Annotated in this window: 15 protein-coding genes; 14 read left to right on the plus strand and 1 reads right to left on the minus strand. The window is 71.7% G+C overall.

Features of this window, described 5'->3' with window-relative positions; genetic code table 11:
- The 14 genes from QM621_RS03775 to QM621_RS03840 form a co-directional block, all read left to right on the plus strand.
- The coding region (locus tag QM621_RS03775; protein WP_414989022.1) for an Ig-like domain-containing protein at positions 1–2,392 on the plus strand (2,392 nt) is incomplete at its 5' end.
- A gap of 84 nt (positions 2,393–2,476) precedes the next feature.
- Positions 2,477–5,308: an FAD-binding and (Fe-S)-binding domain-containing protein gene (locus tag QM621_RS03780; protein ID WP_414989023.1), complete on the plus strand. Its 2,832-nt coding sequence runs from the start codon at positions 2,477–2,479 to the stop codon at positions 5,306–5,308.
- Complete coding sequence (locus QM621_RS03785; protein ID WP_414989024.1) at positions 5,308–6,042, plus strand: maleylpyruvate isomerase family mycothiol-dependent enzyme; 735 nt, start codon at positions 5,308–5,310, stop codon at positions 6,040–6,042. Before QM621_RS03780 ends, QM621_RS03785 begins: the two co-directional genes overlap by 1 nt.
- A 313-nt stretch (positions 6,043–6,355) precedes the next feature.
- Positions 6,356–6,730, plus strand: coding sequence for a 30S ribosomal protein S12 (gene rpsL, locus QM621_RS03790; protein WP_414989025.1), 375 nt, complete (start codon positions 6,356–6,358; stop codon positions 6,728–6,730).
- Positions 6,730–7,200 (plus strand): 30S ribosomal protein S7, encoded by a 471-nt coding sequence (gene rpsG, locus QM621_RS03795; RefSeq protein ID WP_414989026.1) that lies wholly within the window; start codon positions 6,730–6,732, stop codon positions 7,198–7,200. The genes rpsL and rpsG overlap by 1 nt, the downstream gene beginning before the upstream one ends.
- Before the next feature lie 68 nt (positions 7,201–7,268).
- Complete coding sequence (gene fusA, locus QM621_RS03800; RefSeq protein WP_414989027.1) at positions 7,269–9,380, plus strand: elongation factor G; 2,112 nt, start codon at positions 7,269–7,271, stop codon at positions 9,378–9,380.
- A gap of 96 nt (positions 9,381–9,476) precedes the next feature.
- Positions 9,477–10,670: an elongation factor Tu gene (tuf, locus tag QM621_RS03805; RefSeq protein ID WP_414989028.1), complete on the plus strand. Its 1,194-nt coding sequence runs from the start codon at positions 9,477–9,479 to the stop codon at positions 10,668–10,670.
- An 83-nt stretch (positions 10,671–10,753) separates the two neighbouring features.
- Entirely contained in the window at positions 10,754–11,149 is a 396-nt protein-coding gene (locus tag QM621_RS03810) for a hypothetical protein (protein WP_414989029.1), read from the plus strand.
- Between the two features lie 93 nt (positions 11,150–11,242).
- Positions 11,243–11,791 (plus strand): Uma2 family endonuclease, encoded by a 549-nt coding sequence (locus QM621_RS03815; RefSeq protein WP_414989030.1) that lies wholly within the window; start codon positions 11,243–11,245, stop codon positions 11,789–11,791.
- A gap of 262 nt (positions 11,792–12,053) precedes the next feature.
- Complete coding sequence (locus QM621_RS03820) at positions 12,054–15,815, plus strand: DUF4132 domain-containing protein (RefSeq protein ID WP_414989031.1); 3,762 nt, start codon at positions 12,054–12,056, stop codon at positions 15,813–15,815.
- Complete coding sequence (locus QM621_RS03825) at positions 15,808–16,890, plus strand: ATP-binding protein (protein ID WP_414989032.1); 1,083 nt, start codon at positions 15,808–15,810, stop codon at positions 16,888–16,890. The genes QM621_RS03820 and QM621_RS03825 overlap by 8 nt, the downstream gene beginning before the upstream one ends.
- Positions 16,887–19,226 (plus strand): DUF5682 family protein, encoded by a 2,340-nt coding sequence (locus QM621_RS03830; RefSeq protein WP_414989033.1) that lies wholly within the window; start codon positions 16,887–16,889, stop codon positions 19,224–19,226. Before QM621_RS03825 ends, QM621_RS03830 begins: the two co-directional genes overlap by 4 nt.
- On the plus strand, positions 19,216–20,349 hold the full coding sequence (locus QM621_RS03835) for a VWA domain-containing protein (RefSeq protein WP_414989034.1): 1,134 nt from the start codon (positions 19,216–19,218) through the stop codon (positions 20,347–20,349). The genes QM621_RS03830 and QM621_RS03835 overlap by 11 nt, the downstream gene beginning before the upstream one ends.
- Complete coding sequence (locus QM621_RS03840) at positions 20,346–22,193, plus strand: hypothetical protein (protein ID WP_414989035.1); 1,848 nt, start codon at positions 20,346–20,348, stop codon at positions 22,191–22,193. The genes QM621_RS03835 and QM621_RS03840 overlap by 4 nt, the downstream gene beginning before the upstream one ends.
- A 100-nt stretch (positions 22,194–22,293) precedes the next feature.
- On the opposite strand, the gene QM621_RS03845 is transcribed toward QM621_RS03840, so the two are convergent.
- Complete coding sequence (locus QM621_RS03845; protein ID WP_414989036.1) at positions 22,294–23,292, minus strand: LPXTG cell wall anchor domain-containing protein; 999 nt, start codon at positions 23,290–23,292, stop codon at positions 22,294–22,296.
- Positions 23,293–23,545: the final 253 nt, after the last annotated feature.

Here is a 23,545-nt window from a genome sequence, read left to right on the forward strand (position 1 = left end):
GAGCGAGGACGGTTCGGAGACCTTCACCTCCACGATGGTGGTGGACGTGATCGGCGAGGTCGCCGACGACACGGCCACGATGCAGCCGGGCGAGACGAGCGTGACGGTCGACGTGCTCGCCAACGACACGGTCGACGGCGTGGTGCTCGACCCGACGAGCGTGCGGCTGGTCGACCCCGGCACCGGCGCGCCGGTGCCGAGCCTGACCACGCCGGAAGGCTCCTGGAGCGTGGACACGACCACCGGCGCGGTCACCTTCACTCCCGTGCCGAACTACGTCGGCGAGGTGCCTGCGGTCTCCTATGTCGTGACCGGCGACGACGGCGCGACCTACACCGCCGAGGTCTCCGTCGAGGTGCTCGGCGCGGCCGCCGACGACACGGCGCTGTTGTTCCCCGGTGAGGACGACGTCGTGATCGACGTGCTCGACAACGACGTCTTCCCCGGCACGACCGTCCCGCTTCTGGGCTCGGTCCGGCTGGTCGACCCGGCCGACGGCGAGGAGAAGCAGTCGGTCACGGTCGCCGGTGTGGGCACGTGGACGGTGAGCCTGATCACCGGCCGCGTCACCTTCGAGCCGGCGTCCGGCTTCACCGGCCTCACGCCGCCGCTGGCTTATCTGGTCGACGGCGACGACGGCGGCACCTACACCGCCGACGTCACCGTGGACGTGCTCGGCGAGGCCGCCGACGACACGGCGACGATCCAGCCTGGCGAGTCGGGCGCGACCGTCGACGTGCTCGGCAACGACGCGTCGGCGACCGGCACGACCCTCGACCCGTCGACCGTGGAGTTGATCGACCCGGCCGACGGGACGGCGAAGTCGTCGGTGACGACCGACGAGGGCACGTGGACGGTCGAGACCACCGGCCAGATCACCTTCACTCCGGCGGCGGGCTATGTCGGCACGACCCCGCCGATGACGTACTTGGTGACCGGCGCGGACGGCGTCACCTACACCGCGGAGGTCTCCGTCGAGGTGCTCGGCGCGGCCGCCCCCGACACGGTGACGCTGTCGCCGGGCGAGTCGAGTGTGACGTTCCATCCGGGCGACAACGACACCCCGGACGGTGTGGAGCTCGATCCGACGAGCGTGCGTCTGGTGGACCCGGACACGGGCGACCCGGTCGAGGAGGTCACGATCCCGGGCGTGGGCACGTGGAGCGTGGACACCGACACCGGCGAGGTGACGTTCACGCCGGAGGACGGTTTCACAGGCAAGACGCCGCCGATGTCGTACGTGATCGACAGCGAGGACGGCACGCAGACGTACACGTCGACGATGACCGTGGACGTGATCGGCGCGGCCACGGACGACTCGGCGGTGTTGCGGCCGGGTTCGGACAGCGTGGCGGTCGACGTGCTGGCCAACGACGACGTCCCGTCGCCGGTCGCCTCGAGCGTGCGGCTCGTCGACCCGTCGGACGGGCAGGCGAAGACCTCGGTGACGACCGACGAGGGCACGTGGACGGTCGATGAGACGACCGGCGTGGTGACGTTCGTCCCGGCGGAGGGTTTCACAGGGAAGACGACGCCGCTGGCGTATGTGGTGACCGGCGGCGACGGCGCCACCTACACGGCGGAGGTCTCCGTCGAGGTCGTCGGCGCGGCGACCCCCGACCAGGTGCTCACCACGCCGGGCGGCCCGGCGGTGTTCGACCCGCTGGCCAACGACCGGATCCCGGGCGAGACCCTCGACCCGACCACGGTCCGTCTGATCGACCCGGCCACCGGCGACCCGGTCACCTCGCTGTCCACGCCGGAGGGCGAGTGGACCGTCGACACCTCCACGGGCGTCATCACCTTCACCCCGGCGCCCGGCTACGTGGGCACGCCCCCGCCCGTGTCGTACGTGGTCACCAGCGAGAGCGGACGGACCTACACCGCCGACGTCACGGTGACCGCCGTCGGCCTGGTCACCCCGGACGAGGAGACGGCCGAGGGCGGCTCCCCGGTCGTCATCGACCCGCTCGCGAACGACCAGATCCCCGGCGTGACCCTCGACCCGTCGAGCGTGCGGCTGATCGACCCGGAAACCGGCCTGCCGGTGACCGAGCTGGTGGTCGACGGCGTCGGCACGTGGACGGTGGACACGACGACCGGGCTGATCACCTTCACGCCGGAGGACGGCTTCACCGGGGCCGTCCCGCCGGTCACGTACATCGTCGTCGGCGACGACGGCCTCACCTACGGGGCGACGATCGAGCTGACCATCGAGCCGGCCGCGACGGAGACGACCGACGACCCGGACGACTCCGACGACCCGGACGGCGGCCTGCCCGGCCTGCTGCCGGGCACCGGCTCGCCGATATCGCCGGCCATGCTGACCGCCGCGCTCCTGCTGCTCGGAACGGGCGCCGTCCTCGTGCGCCGCGCCCGTCGGCACAGCTGACCTGCGAGGCCCCCTCCGCCCGACGGAGGGGGCCTCACGCCGCCAGGGGATCGAAGCGGGGTGTCGTGCCCGAGGTCGAGTAGCATGCTACTCGTGGCGACCATGGTGAGCAGTGACGTGACGGCGGCCCTGCGGGCACGGGGGATCGCGGACGTCGACGACTCCACGACGACCCGAGCGGTCTACAGCACCGACGCCTCGCTGTACCGGGTCGTGCCGCAGGTCGTGGTGCGGCCGCGCTCGCCCGAGGAGATCCTGGCGGCGGTCGACGCGGCCCGTGAGACCGGCGTGCCGATCACCGCGCGCGGCGCCGGAACCTCCATCGCCGGCAACGCCGTCGGCACGGGCATCGTGCTCGACGTCGCCAAGCACCTGAACCGCGTCCACGAGGTCGACCCCGAGACGCGCACCGCCCGCGTCGACCCCGGCGTCGTCCACGCGGCGCTTCAGAAGGCCGCCGCCCCGCACGGCCTGCGCTACGGCCCCGACCCGTCGACCCACACCCGCTGCACGGTCGGCGGCATGATCGGCAACAACGCCTGCGGCAACCGCGCGCTCGGCTACGGGCGCAGCGCCGACAACGTCGCCGCGCTCGACCTGGTGACGGGCACGGGCGAGCGGTTGCTCGTCGGCCGCGACCTCGCCCGCCCGGCGTCCGCCGCGCTCGACCGCCTCGACGGCGTCGTCGCGGGCGGTCTGGCCACCGTGCGCACCGAGTTCGGCCGCTTCGGCCGCCAGGTGTCCGGTTACAGCCTGGAGCACCTGCTGCCGGAGAAGGGCTTCGACGTCGCCTCGTTCATGGCCGGCTCCGAGGGCACCCTCGCACTCATGCTGGAGGCCACCGTCGACCTGGTCGCCGCGCCGCGCCGCATCCACCTCGTCGTGCTCGGCTACCCGAGCATGGCCGAGGCCGCCGACCACGTCCCCGCCGTCCTGCCGTTCGAGCCGGTCGCCTGCGAGGGCCTGGGCGCGCGCATCGTCGAGGTCTACACCGGGGCGAAGGGGCCGTCGGCGGTCCCGGAGATGCCGCGCGGCGGCGGCTTCCTCTACGTCGAGCTGGCCGGCGACGACCCCGCCCGGCTGGCCGCGCAGGCCGACGAGGTGGTCGCTGCGGCCGGGGCGCTCGACCACCGGCACGTCACGAACCCGGCCGAGCAGGCCGTCCTGTGGCGCATCCGCGAGGAGGGCGCGGGCCTGTCCTCGCGGGTCTGGGACCGTCCGGCGCTGTCGGGCTGGGAGGACGCCGCCGTCCCGCCCGAACGCCTCGGCGCCTACCTCCGCGAGTTCGAGGAGCTGATGGACGCCCACGACGTGCACGGGGTGCCCTTCGGCCACTTCGGCGACGGCTGCGTGCACGTGCGCGTCGACTTCCCGCTCGGCGCCGAGGGCGGCCGGGCGGTCTACCGCGACTTCATCGTCGACGCCGCCCGGCTGACCGCGCGCCACGGCGGCTCCTTCTCCGGCGAGCACGGCGACGGCCGGGCGCGCTCGGAGCTGCTGCCGTTGATGTATTCCGAGGACGCGATGGCGCTGTTCGGGGCGGTCAAGGACGTCTTCGATCCGAGCAACCTGCTCAACCCGGGCGTGCTGGTCGACCCCGACCCGCTCGACGCCGCGCTGCGCGGCCAGCACCGCGCCTGGCCCGCCGGTCTGGAGCGGTCCCGCCGCACGGGCCTGCGGCTGCTGCACGACGAGGGCAGCTTCGGCGCGGCCGTGCACCGCTGCACCGGCGTCGGCAAATGCCTCGCCGACAACCGGGGCTCCGGCGGCGTCATGTGCCCGTCCTTCCAGGCCACCCGCGACGAGAAGGACTCCACGCGGGGTCGCGCCCGCATGCTGCAGGAGATGGTCGACGGACGGCTGGTCGACGGCGGCTGGCGCGCGCCGGAGGTGCATGAGGCGCTCGACCTGTGCCTGGCCTGCAAGGGCTGCCTCAACGACTGCCCGACCGGCATCGACATGGCCAGCTACAAGTCCGAGGTGCTGCACCAGGCGTACCGGGGCCGTCTGCGGCCGCGCAGCCACTACATCCTCGGCAAGCTGCCGTTCTGGTCGCGGCTCGTCTCGCCGATCTCGTGGCTGGTGAACCTCTCGCTCAAGGTCCCCGGCGTCGTGCACCTGGCGCGGTGGACCGCCGGCGTCGACCAGCGGCGCAGCCTGCCGTCGTTCGCGCCGAAGTCGTTCGCGCGCGAGACCCGCCGCCGGGAGGTCGCCGCCGACCGGCCCCGCGTGCTGCTGTGGTCGGACTCGTTCACCGAATATCTGCAGACGGACGGCGGCCACGCGCTCATCGGGCTGTTGGAGTCGGCCGGCTACGCCGTCGAGACGCTGTCCAAGCCCGCCTGCTGCGGCCTGACCTGGATCACCACCGGCCAGCTCGACACCGCGCGCCGCAAGATCGCCTTGGCCGTTGACACGCTGCACCCGTACGTCGCGGCGGGCGTGCCGATCGTCGGGATCGAGCCGTCCTGCACGGCGGTGCTGCGCTCGGACGCCGTGGAGCTGCTCGACGACCCGCGCGCCGGGGAGGTGGCCGCCGGGGTGTTCACCGCCGCCGAGCTGCTGGCCCGCACCGACGGCTACACGCCGCCGGACCTGACCGGCCGGACGGTGATCGTGCAGCCGCACTGCCACCACGCCTCGGTCATGGGCTTCGACGCCGACCTCGCGCTGTTGGAGAGGACCGGCGCGACGGTCCAGCGACTCGCCGGGTGCTGCGGCTTGGCGGGGAATTTCGGGGTCGAGAAGGGACACTATGATGTGTCGGTCGCGGTGGCCGAGCAGCAGCTGCTCCCCGCCGTCCGAGAGGCCCCGGAAGGAGCGGTCGTGGTGGCAGACGGGTTCTCGTGCCGGACGCAGCTCGACGACCTCGCCGGGGTGCGCGCCCTGACGCTCGCTCAACTGCTGGAGGGCTGATGGACCACGTCTTGGAGCTCGGCGCGGCGATGCAGCGCTATGCCGAGCTCGCCGACGCGGCCTTCGGCACCGAGGCGGTCCCGTCGTGTCCGGGCTGGACCTTCGACGACCTCACCCTCCACCTCGGCTCGATGCACCGCTGGGCCGGGTCGATCCTGCTCAGCGGCCAGCGCCTCGACGACCCCGTGGGCGTGCGGGTCACCCAGCCCGCCTCGGAGTGGTACGCCGGGACCGCCGCCGCGCTGCTGGAGATCCTGATGGCGGTCGACGAGGACGAGCCGACCCCGAACTTCTCGCGGGTCGACGAGCGGGCGGCGTTCTGGGCGCGTCGGCAGATGCACGAGACGACGGTCCACACCGTCGACGCCTGCCTCGCCCTCGGGCTGGGCGTCGACGGCTGGCCGGTGCCCGCGCAGGTGGCCGCCGACGGGATCGACGAGGTGCTCAGCGTGTTCTTCGCCCGGCTGACCGCGCAGGGCCGGCGCCCGCACCTGACGGGGCGGGTCAAGATCACCGCCACCGACGTCGGGCGATCCTGGATCATCGCCGAGGCCCCCGACGCGATGCGCACCCCGGTCCTGGCCTTCGCCCGCGACGAGACGGGGGTGACCGGCCGCATCGTGGGACCGGCGGCGCAGATCTACCTGGCGCTGTGGGGCCGGATCGACAACGCGAGCGTCGCCACCGAGGGCCTGTCCGCCCGCCAACTCCTGCGCGGCCCCCTCGTCCCCTGACGCACGATGATGGGTTGAGGTAGCTATCACCACCTAAAGCCATCATCCTTGGTCCCCCCGGACACGCAGGATGATGGATACGGGTCGCGATGGCTGCCCAAAGCCATCATCCTGCGTCCCCGGCAGCCGGGAACGGCGCCGATTTTGACCGCGCCGACCTCAGCGGGTAGCCTTAGTCGCTGTGTCTGGAACACCCAGGCCCCATGCACGCATCCTGTCGTCCAGTCACGTCCGGATCGGACCTATCCCCACGGCGATGGCGAGTGCATGAGTGAGTCGAGACTCTCCCAGTCGAGAAGAAGGATGTCGCGTAGTGCCCACGATTAATCAGTTGGTCCGCAAGGGCCGCCAGTCCAAGGTGGTCAAGACCAACACCCCGGCCCTCAAGGGCTCCCCGCAGCGTCGTGGAGTGTGCACCCGCGTGTACACCACGACCCCGAAGAAGCCGAACTCGGCGCTCCGCAAGGTCGCGCGTGTGAAGCTCTCCAGCGGCACCGAGGTCACTGCCTACATCCCCGGCGAGGGTCACAACCTCCAGGAGCACTCGATCGTGCTCGTGCGCGGCGGTCGCGTGAAGGACCTCCCCGGCGTCCGTTACAAGGTCGTCCGCGGCTCGCTCGACACCCAGGGCGTCAAGGGCCGCAAGCAGGCCCGCAGCCGCTACGGCGCGAAGAAGGAGAAGAGCTGATGCCCCGCAAAGGCCCCGCGCCCAAGCGCGTCCCCGAGACCGACCCGGTCTACGACAACCAGCTCGTCACGCAGCTGATCAACAAGATCCTCATCGACGGCAAGAAGCAGACCGCCCAGCGCATCGTCTACACGGCGCTGGAGGGCACCCGTGAGAAGACCGGCACCGACCCGGTCATCACGCTCAAGCGCGCGCTCGACAACGTCAAGCCCGCACTCGAGGTCAAGAGCCGTCGCGTCGGCGGCGCCACGTACCAGGTCCCGATCGAGGTCCGTCCGGCCCGCCAGACGACCCTCGCCCTGCGCTGGCTCACCAAGTACGCCGGCGAGCGTCGTGAGAAGACCATGGCCGAGCGCCTGCAGAACGAGATCCTCGACGCCAGCAACGGCCTCGGCGGCGCGGTGAAGAAGCGCGAGGACACGCACAAGATGGCCGAGGCCAACCGCGCCTTCGCCCACTACCGCTGGTAACCGGCCGGCCCCTGCGCTAGCAGGGGCCGCCCCACCGCTTTCTCACGGAAGAGATTCAGGCCTCACCCATGGCGACAGACATCACCACGGACCTCACCCGGGTCCGCAACATCGGCATCATGGCGCACATCGACGCCGGCAAAACCACCACCACCGAGCGCATCCTGTTCTACACGGGCATCACCTACAAGATCGGTGAGGTCCACGACGGCGGCGCGACGATGGACTGGATGGAGCAGGAGCAGGAGCGCGGCATCACGATCACGTCGGCCGCGACGACCTGTTGGTGGAAGAACCACCAGATCAACATCATCGACACCCCCGGCCACGTCGACTTCACCGTCGAGGTCGAGCGCTCCCTGCGCGTCCTCGACGGCGCGGTCGCGGTCTTCGACGGCGTCGCCGGCGTGGAGCCGCAGTCCGAGACGGTGTGGCGTCAGGCCGACAAGTACGGCGTGCCGCGCATGTGCTTCGTCAACAAGCTCGACCGCACCGGCGCGTCCTTCGACTTCTGCGTCAAGACCATCCGCGAGCGCCTCGGCGCCACCCCGCTGGTCCTGCAGCTGCCGATCGGCGCCGAGGCCGACTTCATCGGCGTCGTCGACCTGGTCGAGATGAACGCCAAGGTCTGGCGCGGCGAGACCACGATGGGCGAGGACTACGTCGTCGAGGAGATCCCCGCCGACCTGGCCGACGCCGCCGCCGAGGCGCGCGAGGCGCTGCTCGAGACGCTGTCCGACGTCGACGACGACATCGCGATGGCCTACCTCGAGGGCGAGGAGATCAGCGTCGACGACCTCAAGGCCGCCATCCGCCGCGCCACGCTGTCGACCAAGCTCAACCCGGTCCTGTGCGGCACCGCCTTCAAGAACAAGGGCGTCCAGCCGCTGCTCGACGCGGTCGTCGCCTTCCTGCCGAGCCCGATCGACATCGGCGAGGTCAAGGGCACGAGCCCCAAGGACGAGGAGGTCGAGGACAGCCGCAAGCCGTCCGACGACGAGCCGTTCGCCGGCCTGGCGTTCAAGATCGCCGCCGACCCGCACCTGGGCAAGCTGACCTTCGTGCGCGTCTACTCCGGCCGTCTGGAGGCCGGCACCCAGGTGCTCAACGTCACCAAGGGCCGCAAGGAGCGCATCGGCAAGGTCTACCAGATGCACGCCAACAAGCGCGAGGAGATCGCGTCGGTCGGCGCCGGTCAGATCGTCGCCGTCATGGGCCTGAAGGACACCACCACGGGCGAGACGCTGGCCGACTCGGCCAAGCCGATCGTCCTGGAGTCGATGACCTTCCCCGACCCGGTCATCCAGGTCGCCATCGAGCCCAAGACGAAGTCCGACCAGGAGAAGCTCGGCGTCGCCATCCAGCGTCTCGCCGAGGAGGACCCGACCTTCCAGGTGCACACCGACGAGGAGACGGGGCAGACCATCATCGCCGGCATGGGCGAGCTGCACCTCGACATCCTCGTCGACCGCATGAAGCGCGAGTTCAAGGTCGAGGCCAACGTCGGCAAGCCGCAGGTCGCGTACCGCGAGACGATCAAGAAGACCGTCACCGGGCACAGCTACACGCACAAGAAGCAGACCGGCGGCTCGGGCCAGTTCGCCAAGGTCGTCATCGGCATCGCGCCCACGGGCCCGGTCGTCGGCGGCGAGGGCGGCTACGAGTTCGTCAACGAGGTCACCGGCGGCCGCGTGCCGCGCGAGTACATCCCGTCGGTCGACGCCGGAGCGAAGGACGCCATGCAGTTCGGCGTGCTCGCCGGCTACCCCATGGTCGACGTGAAGGTGACGCTGGAGGACGGCGCCTACCACGACGTCGACTCCTCGGAGCTCGCGTTCAAGCTGGCCGGCTCGATGGCCTTCAAGGAGGCCGCGCGCAAGGCCGACCCGGTCATCTTGGAGCCGATGTTCGCCGTCGAGATCACCACGCCCGAGGACTACATGGGCGATGTGATCGGCGACGTCAACTCCCGGCGCGGCCAGGTCCAGTCCATGGACGAGGGTTTCGCGGGCGCCAAGCTCATCAAGGCGCTCGTCCCGTTGTCCGAGATGTTCGGTTACGTCGGCGATCTGCGGTCCAAGACCTCCGGTCGCGCCTCGTACTCGATGCAGTTTGACTCTTACGCCGAGGTCCCGAAGGCCGTCGCGGAAGAGATCATCAAGAAGGCCCGCGGCGAGTAACAGCGGTCCATCGCATAAGGTGGCCTGAGGTTTTCCGCGACGCGGGACCCGACGGCCTTCATAGTCAGCACGTCATCACAACCAGGAGGAGCCCCAGTGGCTAAGGCGAAGTTCGAGCGGACCAAGCCGCACATGAACATCGGCACCATCGGTCACATCGACCACGGCAAGACGACCTTGACCGCGGCGATCACCAAGGTGCTGCACGACGCGTACCCCGATCTGAACGAGGCCTCGGCCTTCGACCAGATCGACAAGGCGCCCGAAGAGCGTCAGCGTGGCATCACGATCTCGATCTCGCACGTCGAGTACCAGACCGAGAACCGTCACTACGCGCACGTCGACTGCCCCGGGCACGCCGACTACGTGAAGAACATGATCACCGGCGCGGCCCAGATGGACGGCGCGATCCTCGTGGTCGCCGCCACCGACGGCCCGATGCCCCAGACCCGTGAGCACGTGCTGCTCGCGCGTCAGGTCGGCGTGCCGTCGATCGTCGTCGCGCTCAACAAGTGCGACATGGTCGACGACGAGGAGATCCTCGAGCTCGTCGACATGGAGATCCGCGAGCTGCTCAACGACCAGGAGTTCGACGGCGACAACGTCCCGATCGTCCAGGTCGCCGCGCACCCGGCCCTCCAGGGCGACGAGAAGTGGGGCAAGTCGATCCTCGAGCTCATGGCCGCGGTCGACGAGTACATCCCGCTGCCCCCGCGTGAGACGGACAAGCCGTTCCTCATGCCGGTCGAGGACGTCTTCACGATCACCGGTCGTGGCACCGTCATCACCGGTCGTATCGAGCGCGGCGTCATCAAGGTGAACGAGACCGTCGAGATCGTCGGCATCCGCGAGGAGAAGCAGACCACCACGGTCACCGGCATCGAGATGTTCCGCAAGCTGCTCGACGAGGGCCAGGCGGGCGAGAACGTCGGCCTCCTGCTCCGCGGCACCAAGCGCGAGGACGTCGAGCGCGGCCAGGTCGTCATCGCCCCGGGCACGACGACCCCGCACACCAACTTCGAGGGCCAGGCGTACATCCTGTCCAAGGAGGAGGGTGGCCGTCACACGCCGTTCTTCAACAACTACCGTCCGCAGTTCTACTTCCGCACCACGGACGTCACCGGCGTCGTCACGCTGCCCGAGGGCACCGAGATGGTCATGCCCGGCGACAACACCGAGATGACGGTCGAGCTGATCCAGCCCATCGCGATGGACGAGGGCTTGAACTTCGCCATCCGCGAGGGCGGCCGCACGGTCGGCGCCGGCAAGGTCACCAAGATCATCAAGTGACCCGCTGACGCAGCTCAGAGCGAGGCCCCCGGAACCTGAGGGTTCCGGGGGCCTCGTCGTCTCCGCGGGATACGCTGACGCCCATGCCGAAGAACCACTCGAAGAAGAGCCTCGCCGGAAAGTCGGGACCGCGCGGACCGATCGGTCTGGCGGCGTCCTCGCTGGCGGGCTCGGCGCGCTTCGCCGAGAAGATCGAGACGCTGCTCGACGAGGCCATCGCCACGCTGCGGGCCGCGCGGCCGGTGTTGGAGGCGGTGGGCAAGGAGATCGAGGACGGCCTGCTCGACGACGTCCGCGCGCTGTTGGCCAGCGTGCCCGAGACGCAGGAGGACGTCCGGGTCGCGCGCGCCTCGGCCGAGCGCATCGCCGGCGTCATCGACGGCGCCCTCAGCCCGCTCGGCGCGGTCCCCGGCGCCAAGCTGGCCAAACGGGTCACCCGCTCCCGCAGCGCCAAGGACGCGCCCGACGAGGTGGGGTGAGGCGTTCCAGCTTTCTGTGGATAAGTCGTTGGACGGATTCCTGGCCTCCGGGTGATTCTCGGGGCATGATGGGTCAGAGGAAGGCGGGATGCCATGAGCGTGATGGAGACGGAGCGGTTACCGGGTCGGTGGACCGTGGAGATGCGAAACGAGTTGCCCGATGATGGGCGGCGTTACGAAGTCATCGACGGGGTGCTCTACGTGAACGCCGCGCCGAGGCCACGTCATCAAATCGTGCAGTTGATGTTGGCGGCTCGTCTGCTGTCAGCCGCGCCACAAGGTTTGTGGGTACTCACCGCGCCGACCGATGTGGTGCTTTCGCCCGACGATGTCGTCCAGCCCGACGTCCTGGTCGCGCCAAAGCGAGTTTTTGGAGAGTTAAATCTGCCGACGGGGCCTATGCTCGCGGCTGAGGTCGCGTCGCCCAGCACCTACCTCCACGACCTCAACACGAAGAAGGACCGCTACGAGCGGGCGGGCGTCCCCTCGTACTGGATCGTCGATCCGAACCGTCTCACGCTGACCGTCTTCGAGTTGGTCGACGGGCGGTACGAGCTGGTCGCCGAGGTCGGATCGGACGAGTCCTGGACCGCAGAGCGCCCCTTCCCCGTCACCATCGCCCCGGGCGAGCTGGTCTACTGACCTTCGGGCGAAGACCATCGGTGATGGTCAAGGGCCGAGGTGTCCGTGTCGACGCCGGCCATGGGCGTGCTCGCTGTGTTGCTCGGCACGGCGCTTGTCCGGGTCGGGAGGGGCTACGGCTTCCGGAGGCTCTGGTGAGGAGGTGACGAAGGCTCGGCGGAGCGGTCTCCGTCGGGCTTTCCCGCGTCGACGCCCCGTCGTCCCGAAACTGTCACTCGGCCGGGTTAGCCTGGCGCGGACGGCGATGATCGGGAGGGTGGACATGCGGCGATTCGAGTTGGTCGAGGGCACCTCGGCGAAGTTCTGGCAGGTGTGCGTCGACGGAGCCGATGTCACCACGCGGTGGGGGCGGATCGGCACGAACGGCCAGACCAAGACTAAGGAGTCAGCCAGCGCGGCGGCCGCCGAGGCGGAGGCGCGCAAGCTGATCGACCAGAAGACCAAGAAGGGCTACGTCGAGGTCGCGGCCGAGGAGACCGAGGCGCCGGCCGCCGCGGCGGCTCCCGCGCCGAAGCCGGTCGTCGACCCAGAGCCGTCGGCGGTCGAGGACACGCCCGGTGGCGTCCCGCCGTGGCTGGACGGCGGCGACCCCGTCGACCTCGACGACCAGTTCCGCGAGCTCGCCTATCCGACGCGCGCCCATCCCCGGCCGCTTCCGGGAGTGGTCGACCATCCGCCCCACGGCTTCGGCCTAGGGCGGACGGTCGTCGCCGACCTGGCGGCCACGCCGTCGGAGGCGCACGAGGTGCTGCGGGCCGGGGTCGCCGCCGAGACGATCGACGCGCTCACCCCCGACGGCGCGGTCGGCGCGCTCGTGCTCGGAACGGCCGCTCGGCTGGGAGCCGGCTTCACCATGAGGCGGGTCGTGGAGCGCTTCGGGGCGGTCGAGGCGACGCGGGCCCTGATCGCGAGCTACCGCTACACGCCGAACGTCAGGTGGAGCCGCACGAAGGGCGAGCCGGCGACGGTGTCGTTCGACCTCGGCGACACGCCCTATCGCGGCGAGCATCGCAATCCGCTCGGCGACGCCGAGTCGATGTTGCGCCACGTGCTGGCGGCGGCCGACGAGGCCGACTACGAGGCGGCCGTCCGGCTGGTGCGCGAGGCGTGGCCGAGCCTGACGCCCTTCCGGCAGGCGGGCCTGGCGCTGGCGGTGCCCGACCTTCCCGAACTCACCGACGAGCTGATCGCGACGCACGGCGCGGACAAGCCCACCTGGCTGCACTGGCTGCAAGCCACGGCCAGCACCCTCGACCTCGCGCAGGTCGCGGCGCGCGTCAAGGTCGAGGACTACTGGCGGCTCGGCGCCGACTCCGGGCTCGTCCACGCGATGGTCCTCGAGAAGGGCAGCGGCGCGGTCGCCTGGCTCGCGCCCTACGCCGACGTCGAGACGACCGGCGCCGCGCTGGTCCGCATCGGCACGCCCGAGGCCGTCGGCCACCTGGTCGCGGCGGCGCACAGCGGCAAGGACGCGATGGCCCGGCTCAACGAGGCGGTCCGCCGCTGGCCGGTGGCCGCGACCGCCGGGCTCGCCGTCGCGGCGGCGTCGGGCGGGCGGTCCGAGTCGGTGGCCCGTGCCGCCCTCACACCGCTCGTCGCCGAGGAGCCCGGCCGCGTCGACCTGGTCCGCGACTGGGTCTCCCCGGCTGCCGCCGCAGTGCTCGACGGCCTGCTCGTCCGGTTCTCGGCCGACGTCGACGAGGCGTCCGACGAGGAGCTTCCGCGCGTGCTCGCCGCGCCGCCGTGGTTGGAGAAGCGTCCCCGGGAGAAGCCGATCCTCATCGACCCGCTGCCCTGGGAGCCGGTCGAGCGCTGGGCGGCGGGCCAGCGCGAGCAGTGGCTCGCGACCAAGGCGTGGGCGGTCGCCCACGGCACGCTGAAGAACGTCGAGGCGGTCGCGCAAGCGCTGTGCGAGTCTCGTTACAGCTGGCAGGACAAGCAGGTCGGGGCCGACCAGGTGACGGCGATGGCCGACGCGTTCGCGGTCGGCGACGCGCAAGCCGCGGCCTCCGCGTTCGGCGAGTGGGCGGCGGCGCAGAAGGCGGAGAACCGGTACAGCTCGGCGGTGGTCCGCAGCTTCCTGCTCGTCGAACAGGCCGCGCCGGTGCTCGACAAGGTCCGGCCGGATCTCGGTCTGGAGGTGTGGAACCTGTTGGCGGGAACGGCCGAGGACGACTACGACGTGAAGCCGGTCGTCGCGCGTCGCGGCGTCGCGGCGCTGCCGGGGTTGGCGCGGGTGATCCGACGCCGCCCCGCCGACGAGCTCGCCACCGCGCTGCCCTTCGGCTCTGTCGAGCTGGCGCCGCTCATGGCGCGGGCGTTCCATCAGCTCAAGACCGTGCGCGAGGACGCGCTCGCGTGGCTGCTCGCCCACCCCGACTACGCCGCCGCCGGTCTCATCGCGCCCGCGCTCGGCAAGCACGGCGCGGCCCGCGACGCCGCGCGGGCCGCGTTGCAGCGACTCGGCGCCGACCACCGCGAGGCGATCCTCGACGTGGCGCGCCGGTACGGGCGCGACGACGTGCTGACGGCGGTCCAGGCCATGCTCGACGCCGACGACACGGAGAACTTCCCCACGAGGCTGCCCAAGCTGCCGGCGTGGTGGGCGCCGGCCGGGTGGTCGCGGCCCCGTCTGGCCGACGGGAAGGCGCTGCCGCTCGCGGCAGTCGACTATCTCGGCACGATGCTGATGTTCCCGGTGGTCGACGACCAGGTCTATCCGGGGATCGCGCAGGTCGTCGAGGCGTGCGACCGCGCCTCGCTGGCCGAGTTCGGCTGGGACCTGTTCTCGACCTGGCTCGCCGCCGGCGGCGTCGCCAAGGACGCCTGGGCGATGACCTCGCTCGGATTCCTCGGCGACGACGAGACCGCGCGGCGGATCACCCCGTACCTGCGGGCCTGGCCGGGGGAGTCCCAGCACAAGCGCGCCGTCACCGGCCTGTCGGTGCTCGCCGGCATCGGCACCGACCTCGCGTTGATGCAGCTCAACGGCATCGCCACGAAGGTCAAGTTCAAGGCGCTGCAGAACGCCGCCCGCGAGCGGATCGACCAGATCGCCGAGCAGCGGGGCCTCACGACCGAGGAGTTGGAGGACCGGCTGGCGCCCGACCTGGGACTGTCCGAGAGCGGCACGATGACGCTCGACTTCGGTCCGCGCTGCTTCACGGTCGGTTTCGACGAGGCGCTCAAACCCTTCGTGCGTGACGGCGAGGGGGCCCGGTTGAAGGAGCTGCCGAAACCGCGGCAGAGCGACGACGCCGAGCTGTCGAAGGCCGCCACCGCCACCTGGCGCGCGCTGAAGAAGGACGCCCGCGCGGTGGCCTCGCAACAGGTGCTGCGGCTGGAGGTCGCGATGTGCGTGCAGCGCCGCTGGCCGCTGGCGACCTTCGACACCTTCCTCGCCGGGCATCCGCTCGTCCGGCACCTCGTCCACCGTGTCGTCTGGGCGGCCTATGACGCGGACGACCGGCCGGTGACCTTCTTCCGGGTGGCCGAGGACGGCGAGCGCACCGACGCCGACGACGAGCCGATCACCCTCGGCGACGACGTCGTGGTCGGCATCCCGCACCCGTTGGAGATCCCCGACGCGGTGGCGGCCGCCTTCGGTCAGCTGTTCACCGACTACGAGCTGTTGCAGCCCTTCGACCAGCTGTCGCGCGAGAGCTTCACGCTGACCGACGAGGAGCTGGCCGCGACGAGCCTGACCCGCTGGGCCGACCAGGCGGTCCCCGTCGGCAAGGTGCTCGGCCTGACCAACCGGGGCTGGCAGCGCGGCACGCCCGCCGACGGCGGGGTCGCCGGCTACGTCGAGAAGCCCCTCGGACCGGGGCTGTCGATCGTCGCCCAGCTCGACCCCGGCCTGTTCACCGGCTATCTCGACGACGCGCCCGAGCAGACGGTCACCGCCGTGCAGGCGGGCGACCCGAGCTGGTGGGGCGAGGTCAAGGAGCCGAAGCCGCTCAGCACGCTCTCGCCCATCGCGATCAGCGAGCTGGTCCGCGACCTGGAGGGTCTGCGTGGCTGAGCAGGCGTTGCAGCGTCCCCCGGCGGAGATCCTGCACGCCGACGAGCTGGCCGCGCTCGCCGCAGCCGACACCGACCCGAGACCGCCCGGCTGGACGCTGAGCCTGCGGGCGGCGCGGGCCTTCGTGCTGGGCGACGACCGGCTCGGCGCGACCCGCAAGATCGTCGCGCCGAACGCGGCGGTCGAGCGCATGCTGGTCACCCTGGCGACCGGACGCGGGCTCATGCTGGTCGGCGAGCCGGGCACCGCGAAGTCGCTGCTGTCGGAGCTGCTGGCCACAGCGGTCAGCGGCCTGTCCACGCTCACCATCCAGGGCGGCGCGTCGATCACCGAGGACCAGATCACATACTCCTGGAACTACGCGCTGCTCATCAACGAGGGGCCGAGCCCGCGCGCGCTCGTGCCCGCGCCCCTGCACACCGGCATGACGCAGGGCAAGGTCGTCCGCTTCGAGGAGATCACCCGCGCGCCGGTCGAGGTGCAGGACAGCCTGCTCGGCATGCTGTCGGACCGCGTGATGGCGATCCCGGAGCTCGACGGCGACCAGGGCATGCTCTACGCCCGCGACGGCTTCAACCTCATCGCCACCGCCAACACCCGCGACCGGGGCGTCAACGAGATGAGCGCCGCGCTCAAACGGCGCTTCGACTTCGAGACGGTCTTCCCGATCCTCGACTTCGCCGCCGAGCTGGAGCTGGTGGCGTCGGCGTCGACCCGGCTCTTGGAGCGCAGCGGCATCCCGGTCACGGTTCCCGAGCCGGTGCTGGAACTGCTGGTCACCACCTTCCGCGACCTGCGGCGCGGCGGCGCGGCGAAGGCCGACGCCGACGGGCTGAGCGCGGTCATGTCGACGGCCGAGGCGGTCAACGTCGCGCACGCGGTGGGGGTGCGCGCCTGGTATCTCGACCAGCGCGAGGGCACGCCCGCCGACCTCGTCGACTCCATCGTCGGCACGGTGGTCAAAGACGACGCCGACGACCGGGCGAAGCTGCGCCGCTACTTCGAGCAGACCGTGGCTGGCCGCTCCGGCGAGCATTGGCGCGCCTATCACGAGGCGCGCGAGCGGCTGCCGTGACCGTGTCCGAGCCGGTCGTCGTCGGCGTCCGGCACCACTCGCCGACCTGCGCGCGGCTGGTGCGCGACACGATCGTCGCGCTGCGTCCGGCGCACGTGCTGATCGAGGGTCCGGCCGACGTCAACGACCGGATCGAGGAGTTCCACCTCGGCCACCAGCTGCCCGTCGCGCTCTACAGCTACCTGTCCACACCCGATGTCCATCGCGCCTCGTGGACGCCGTTCGCCGAGCACTCGCCGGAGTGGCAGGCCATGCTCGCCGGGCGGGAGGTCGGCGCCCGGGTCAGGTTCATCGACCTGCCCGCCTGGCACGAGGCCTTCGCCGACCTCGACCACCGCTACGGCGACGCGGCCGACGACGAGGAGGAGCGGCAGGCCCGCGCCTACACCGAGGCGGTCGCCGCGCGGGTCGGCGTCGACGACGGCGACGTGCTGTGGGACCACCTCTTCGAGTCGCAGACGCGGGTCGACGAGATCGGCCCCCGCCTCGACCAGTGGTTCGACGCGCTGCGCGGCGACACGCCCGGCTCGCTGGGCAACGTCGCGCGCGAGGAGCAGATGGCGCGGTGGATCGCCTGGGCGACGGGCACGTGCGAGGGTCCGGTGCTGGTGGTCTGCGGCGGCTTCCACGCGCCCGCGCTGCGCCGCCGGTGGCGAGAGGTCGAGGCGGTCGCGCCGCCGACGCCGTTGCCGCCCGACCACGACCGAGACGAGGTGCGCTTCGGCTCGTTCCTCGTGCCCTACAGCTTCAAACGCCTCGACTCCTTCACCGGCTACGCCTCGGGCATGCCGTCCCCGGCCTACTACCAGTGGCTGTGGGAGAGTGGACCGGAGCAGGCCGGGCTGCGCCTGCTCGAAGAGGTGCGGAACCGGCTGCGCGCGCGGAACCTCCCGGCCTCCACCGCGACCGTGCAGGCGGTGCACACCCACGCCCACGGGCTCGCCCGGCTGCGCGGCCACGACACTCCGCTGCGGGTCGACTGGTGTGACGCGATGGCGGCCGGATGGGTGAGCGAGGCGCTCGACGCGCCGCTGCCGTGGACCTATCGCGGGCCGATCCGACCGGGCACCGACCCGGTGCTGGTCGAGGTCATGGGCGCCGCCTCCGGCGACGCGACCGGCCGGCTCGCCCCCGGCACGCCGCTGCCGCCGTTGGTCGAGGCGGTGGCCGACGAGTTAGCAGCCTGCGAGCTTCCCGTCGCCGGGACCGTCCGGCTCGACCTGCTCGACGGGGCCGCCGACCGGGAGCGCAGCCGCGTGCTGCACCGGCTGCGGATTCTGCGGATTCCCGGCGTCGAGCGGGTCGCCGGACCGGCGCTCACGCTCGGCGGCGCCGACGACTCGTGGACCGAGACGTGGCGGCTGGCCGACTCGCCGCGCCGTCTGGGCGCCCTGATCGAGGCGGGCGCCTGGGGCGGCACGCTGGTCGAGGCGGCCCGCGCCCGGTGGAGCGACGACGTGACGTCGAGGGGCGGCGACGTGGCCGCGCTCGCCCGCGCCCTCGACCAGGCCGTCTGGGCGGGGCTGACCTCGGTGGCCGCGCCGGTGCTCGCCACCCTCCGCGAGCGGGTGCGCGCCGAACGCGACCTCGGCGCGCTGGGCGAGGCCTTGCGGGTGCTCGCCCCGTTGGCGCGACGTCCCGAGGCAGTGGGCGCCGTGTCGCTGCCGGCCGTGGTCGAGACGGTGGACGCGATCGTCGACCGCGCCGTATGGCTGTTCGAGCCTGCGGCCGCCGTGCCTGCGGCCGAGGTCGACCGACACCTCGGGGCGGTCGTCGGGCTGCGTGACGCGGTCCTGCTGATCCGGGCTGACCGGGCCGTTGGTCTGACGGTGCCGCCGGACCGGATCGTCGCCGTGCTGTCCCGCAAGGCGCTCGACGGCACCGCCGCCCCGGTGAGCCGAGGCGCTGCGCTGGGCGCGCTCATCAGCCTCGACGCCCCGGTGGCCGCCGACCCGCTGAGCCTGCTCGACGCCTTGGGAGCCGCCCGGCTCGGCGACGCCCTCGCCGGACTGCTCGCGCTCGCGCGCGAGGTGTTGGTGTCCGACCCGCGTTTCGTGGCGGGGCTCGACCGGCTGGTCACCGCCTTCGAGGACGCCGAGTTCGTCGGGGCGCTGCCTTCGCTGCGCGGCGCCTTCGCCTGGCTGCCGCCCCGTGAACGCGGCGACCTCGCCGGTCAGGTGCTGGGTCTGCACGACGGCGAAGGGCTGTCGACGCGCGTGCTCACCGCGCCCGCCCGCTTCGACCCGGTCGCCACGGCAGCGGCGGCGGACGTCGAACGACAGGTGGTCGCCGAACTGCGCCGCTGGGGCGTCTGGAGGAACGGCGATGAGCACTGATCCGTTGCGCGTCCCCGAGCCGTTGCGCCGCTGGCGGCTGCTGCTCGGCGAGGCCGCCGACCCGAGTCTCGGCGTCCTCGACGGCGACCTGGCCGCCGCCGACGCCGCGCTCGACTGGCTCTACGGACGCGACCCCGACCGGCTCGCGCGCGGCGAGCGTTCCGGCGGCTCGGGGGCCTCCCGCCTGACGGTGCCCGACTGGATCGACAGCGTCCACCGTCTGTTCCCCGCCGAGGTGATCGAGCGGGTCGAGACCGACGCCGTCGAGCGTTTCGGCATCACCGAGGTGGTCACCCGGATCGACGTGCTGGAACGGATCGAGCCGTCGGAGTCGCTGTTGCGGTCGGTGTTGCAGACCAAACACCTGATGAACTCCGAGGTGCTGGCGGCGGCCCGGCGCATCGTGGCGCAGGTGGTCGAGCGCATCCTCGACGAGTTGACGACCGAGGTCCGCCAGGCCTTCTCCGGCACGCTCGACCCGCGCCGCCGCTCGCCGGTCCCGGTCGCCCGCAACTTCGACTTCCGGGGCACTGTCCGCGCGAACTTGGGCCGGTGGGACCCCGACCGGGCGAAGCTGTACGTCGACCGACCGCTGTTCGTCAGCCGCACCCGCCGTCACACCGACCGCTGGCGGATCGTGCTGCTGGTCGACCAGTCCGGGTCGATGGCCGACTCGGTGATCCACTCGGCCGTGCTGGCCAGCTGCCTCTGGCGGCTGCCGGGCATGGACACCCGGCTGGCGACCTTCGACACCGAGGTGGTCGACCTCACCAGCGACGTGGTCGACCCGGTCGAACTGCTGATGAAGGTCCAGCTCGGCGGCGGCACCGACATCGCCCGCGCGGTCGGCTGGGCTCAGGACCAGGTGACCCGCGCCGACCGGTCCGTCGTCGTGGTCGTCTCGGACTTCTACGAGGGCGGCGACGCCGGACTGCTGGTGCGGCGGGTGCGGCAGCTCGTCGCCGACGGCACGGTCGTGCTGGGCCTGGCCGCGCTCGACCGTCAGGCCGAGCCCGTCTACGACCACGAGACGGCCCGACGTCTGGTCGACGCCGGGGCCGAGGTCGCCGCGATGACGCCCGGGCAGCTCGCGGTCTGGCTGGCCGAGAAGGTGCGCCGATGAGCCGCCGCGACCTGCTCGACCTCAGCGTCGAGGCGTTGACCGCCCTGGCCAATCCGGGCTTCGTGCGTCGCGCCCGCAAAGACCTCGACGCAGGCCGCGTGCCCGAGGTGGAGGTGGCCGACGACGACACGGTCACCGCGCGGTTCGCCGACGGGGTGGTCGCGACGCTGCCGCCGGGCGTGCCGGTCAAGGACGCCGCCTGCACGTGTGTGGCGAGCGGCTGGTGCCGCCATCGGGTCACGCTGGTGCTGGCGTATCAGGCGCAGGAACAGGCCGAGTCGGAGACGACCTCGTGGACGCCCGGCGACTTCGACGACGACGCGCTCGCGGCGGCCGTCCCGGCCCGTTCCCTCGACCGCGCCCGACGGGGTGGGGCGATGACGGTCCGGTTGAGCGTTCCCGAGGGGGTGCCGACCGCCCGGCTGCCGATGAACACCGTCCAGTTCTTCTCGTCGGCGTCGCTGGCCCATGCGCGCTGCGACTGCCGGGAGACCACCGGATGCGAGCACGTCGCGCTGGCGGTGTGGGCCTTCCGCGCGGCGGGCGGCCTCGTGACCGAGCCGGTGAGCGTTCAGATCGGACAGGCGGCGACGGTCGCGGTGGACGACGCGGAGGTGGTCGCCGCCTGCCGGGAGGTGGTGCTGGCGGGGGTCGACCAGGTCGACGCCGGCGTGCGGACTCTGCTCGGCCGTGCCGCCGAGCAGGCGCGACGGCGGGGATGGAGTTGGGTGGTCGGCGACCTGGCCGAGATCACCCGGCAGGTGGACGCCCGGCAGGCGCGTTCGACGGCGGCCGACCCGCAGCGGCTCGCCACAGCGCTCGGCGAGGCGGTGGCACGGCTCGACGCGGCGGCCGCCGAGGGGGCGTCGTCGGCCGAGATCCTCGGCGTCGGCGTGCCGGGCGAGGCGGAGCTCGCCCAGCTGCGGCTGATCTCGCTGGGCGCTCGCTGCTGGTCGACGCGGGAGGGCGGAGCGGGGGTCCACATCTTCTTCCTCGACCCCGACACCGGGCAGGTCTCGGTGGTGGAGCGGTCGTGGGAGGGGGGCACGCCGGTGCGGGAACGACGTCTGTGGGGCTCGTCGGTCGCCCGGATCGCGGCGTCGCAGGTGGTGACGGCCGCGGCGAGGCGGCGCGCCTGGGGACTGCTGGAGGTGGCGGCCGACCGGCGGCGCACCGCCGCGCATCCGTTGGGTCCTCGGTCGTGGACGCCGGCCCCGTCGTTGGAGGACGCCCGCCCGCCCGCGTTCGTCCGGTCGCGCCACCTGGGCGACGGTCTGGTCGTCGTGGGCGTGGAGGCGGTGGAGGCGTGGGGTTGGGACGCGGCCGCGCAACGGCTCGACGCGGTGTTGCGCACCCCGCAGGGCCAGGTGGTCCTGGAGTGGACGCACACGACCGCCGAGCCGGGCGGGGTCGACGCCATCGCCGCTGTGCTGGCCGACGAGGCGGTGCGCCTGGTCAGTGGGGAACTGCGAACGCGCGGCGGCGTCCCGGTGCTGACGCCGCTGGCGGTGGCGACCGACGAGCGGGCGGTCGTCCCGGCGGTCGAGGCGGAGTCGGATCGGTCGAGGGTGCTGCCGCCCGCGTTGCCGCGTGAGCGTTCCGCGCATGGCCAGTTGATCGTCGAGCTGCGGCGTGAGTTGTCGGGGTGGCTGCATCGCGGGGTCCGCCACCGGAGTCACGCCGCGTTGGGCCGCCTGACCGACCTGTCCGCCCGTCTCGCCGACGCCGGCCTGACCGAGACGTCCGCGCTGACCACCGCCGTCGCGAGCACCGCCCCCGACTCCGCCGCCGTGTCGCTGCTGCGCCTGTTCCTCCTGGCCGACGCTCTCGACGCGCGGCTGTGAAGGTGGTCACGGAGCACCACTCTCGATGCCCTTCGGGGAGAATGACGCGACGCCCGCCCCCGCCAAGTGGGCGGGCGTCGCGTCGTTGGTGGTGCTGGTGTCAGGCGTGATGGCGTCGTCGGCGGAGGAGTACGGTGCCGCCTGCGGCGCCGAGGAGGCCGAGGAGGCCGAGGGCGGCGGTGACGGTGGCACCGGTGCTGGGGAGGATTCCGGCGGCTGTCGTGGTGGTGTCGGCGTCGTCGGTCGTGGTGGTGTCGGTGTCCTCGTCGTCGGTGGTGTCGGTGTCGTCGGGTTCTTCGGTGTCGGTGGGTTCCTCGGGTTCGACGGCGGTCTGGCAGTCGCTGGTGTCGAGGTCTTCGCTGAGGGGCGCGCTGTCGAGTTCGGTTCCGTCGGCGGTGGCGAGGGTGAGGGTGGTGGCGGTGGGGATGAACCGTTCCGGGTCGAGTGCGATCTCGGCGGTTCCGGCGTCGTGGGCGGCGGTGACGGTGGTGGGTCCGGCGGTGTCGTCGTCGGGGTAGTTGATGGCGAGGGTGATGTCGCCGGTGTAGTCGTCGGTGGTGAAGGGGACGGTGAGGGTGCAGCCGTCGACGGTGATGGCGTCGGCGTCGATGGTGCCGGTGGGCTCCGCGGCCGCAGGCTCGACTTCGATTTCCACGGCCTCGGATTCAAAGTCAATCTGGCTGTCGAGGACGATCTTCCAGGTGCCCTCTCGGTCAAACACGCTGGTTCCCGTGCCTCCGAAAGTGCGAGGAACGACTGTGGTCTCGTCGTCTTCGAACTCTGCGTAATCGCAGTAGATGTCGGCCGCCATGTCGCAGAAGGCGACGCGGTTTCCGTCCGGGTCGTAGATGACCCATTGGTATCCGCTGGCACGCACCCCGGTGCCGCCCGCTGTGACTGTTCCGCCGACTTCGATCCTGTACGTTCCGTCGGCTTCGGCCTCTGGGTCCTCGATGGTGACGGTGGCGTCGGCGTGGGCGGGGGAGAGGATGAAGAGTCCTCCGACGGTCCCCAGCAGGAGGGCGAGGAGGGTGGTGACAATGCGCTGCACGATGTTCCTTCCGTGTGGATCGTCAGCAAAGACGTTCGACCCTGACATGAGCCCCCCCCCTGCGTCAAATGCCTCGACGCCCGCTCCCGCAGGTGGCCGTCAGGGATTCTCGCTGGAATCTCAGGCGGATCGGGGTGATGGGACGGTTGGGGCGGGGAACTGATTTCACCTGCCGCTCACCCTTCCTCTCACCCGTCGAGGGAGGCGGGCGGGTGTCACGAGGAGGCGTCGTCGCGGCCGAACAGCATCGAGATCGTCAGGGCGATGAAACTCAGCACTTGCGGTCCATGAGCCCGCCATG

The organism is Aeromicrobium sp. (assembly GCF_047606445.1).
GTDB lineage: Bacteria > Actinomycetota > Actinomycetes > Propionibacteriales > Nocardioidaceae > Aeromicrobium.

Excerpts from the sequence above, each read along its gene's own strand:
- QM621_RS03780 (WP_414989023.1), top strand. The coding sequence starts at position 2,477 with ATGCTACTCGTGGCGACCATGGTGAGCAGTGACGTGACGGCGGCCCTG.
- QM621_RS03840 (WP_414989035.1), top strand. The coding sequence starts at position 20,346 with ATGAGCCGCCGCGACCTGCTCGACCTCAGCGTCGAGGCGTTGACCGCC.
- QM621_RS03820 (WP_414989031.1), top strand. The coding sequence starts at position 12,054 with ATGCGGCGATTCGAGTTGGTCGAGGGCACCTCGGCGAAGTTCTGGCAG.
- fusA (WP_414989027.1), top strand. The coding sequence starts at position 7,269 with ATGGCGACAGACATCACCACGGACCTCACCCGGGTCCGCAACATCGGC.
- QM621_RS03785 (WP_414989024.1), top strand. The coding sequence starts at position 5,308 with ATGGACCACGTCTTGGAGCTCGGCGCGGCGATGCAGCGCTATGCCGAG.
- QM621_RS03835 (WP_414989034.1), top strand. The coding sequence starts at position 19,216 with ATGAGCACTGATCCGTTGCGCGTCCCCGAGCCGTTGCGCCGCTGGCGG.
- QM621_RS03845 (WP_414989036.1), bottom strand. The coding sequence starts at position 23,292 with ATGTCAGGGTCGAACGTCTTTGCTGACGATCCACACGGAAGGAACATC.
- rpsG (WP_414989026.1), top strand. The coding sequence starts at position 6,730 with ATGCCCCGCAAAGGCCCCGCGCCCAAGCGCGTCCCCGAGACCGACCCG.
- QM621_RS03815 (WP_414989030.1), top strand. The coding sequence starts at position 11,243 with ATGAGCGTGATGGAGACGGAGCGGTTACCGGGTCGGTGGACCGTGGAG.
- QM621_RS03810 (WP_414989029.1), top strand. The coding sequence starts at position 10,754 with ATGCCGAAGAACCACTCGAAGAAGAGCCTCGCCGGAAAGTCGGGACCG.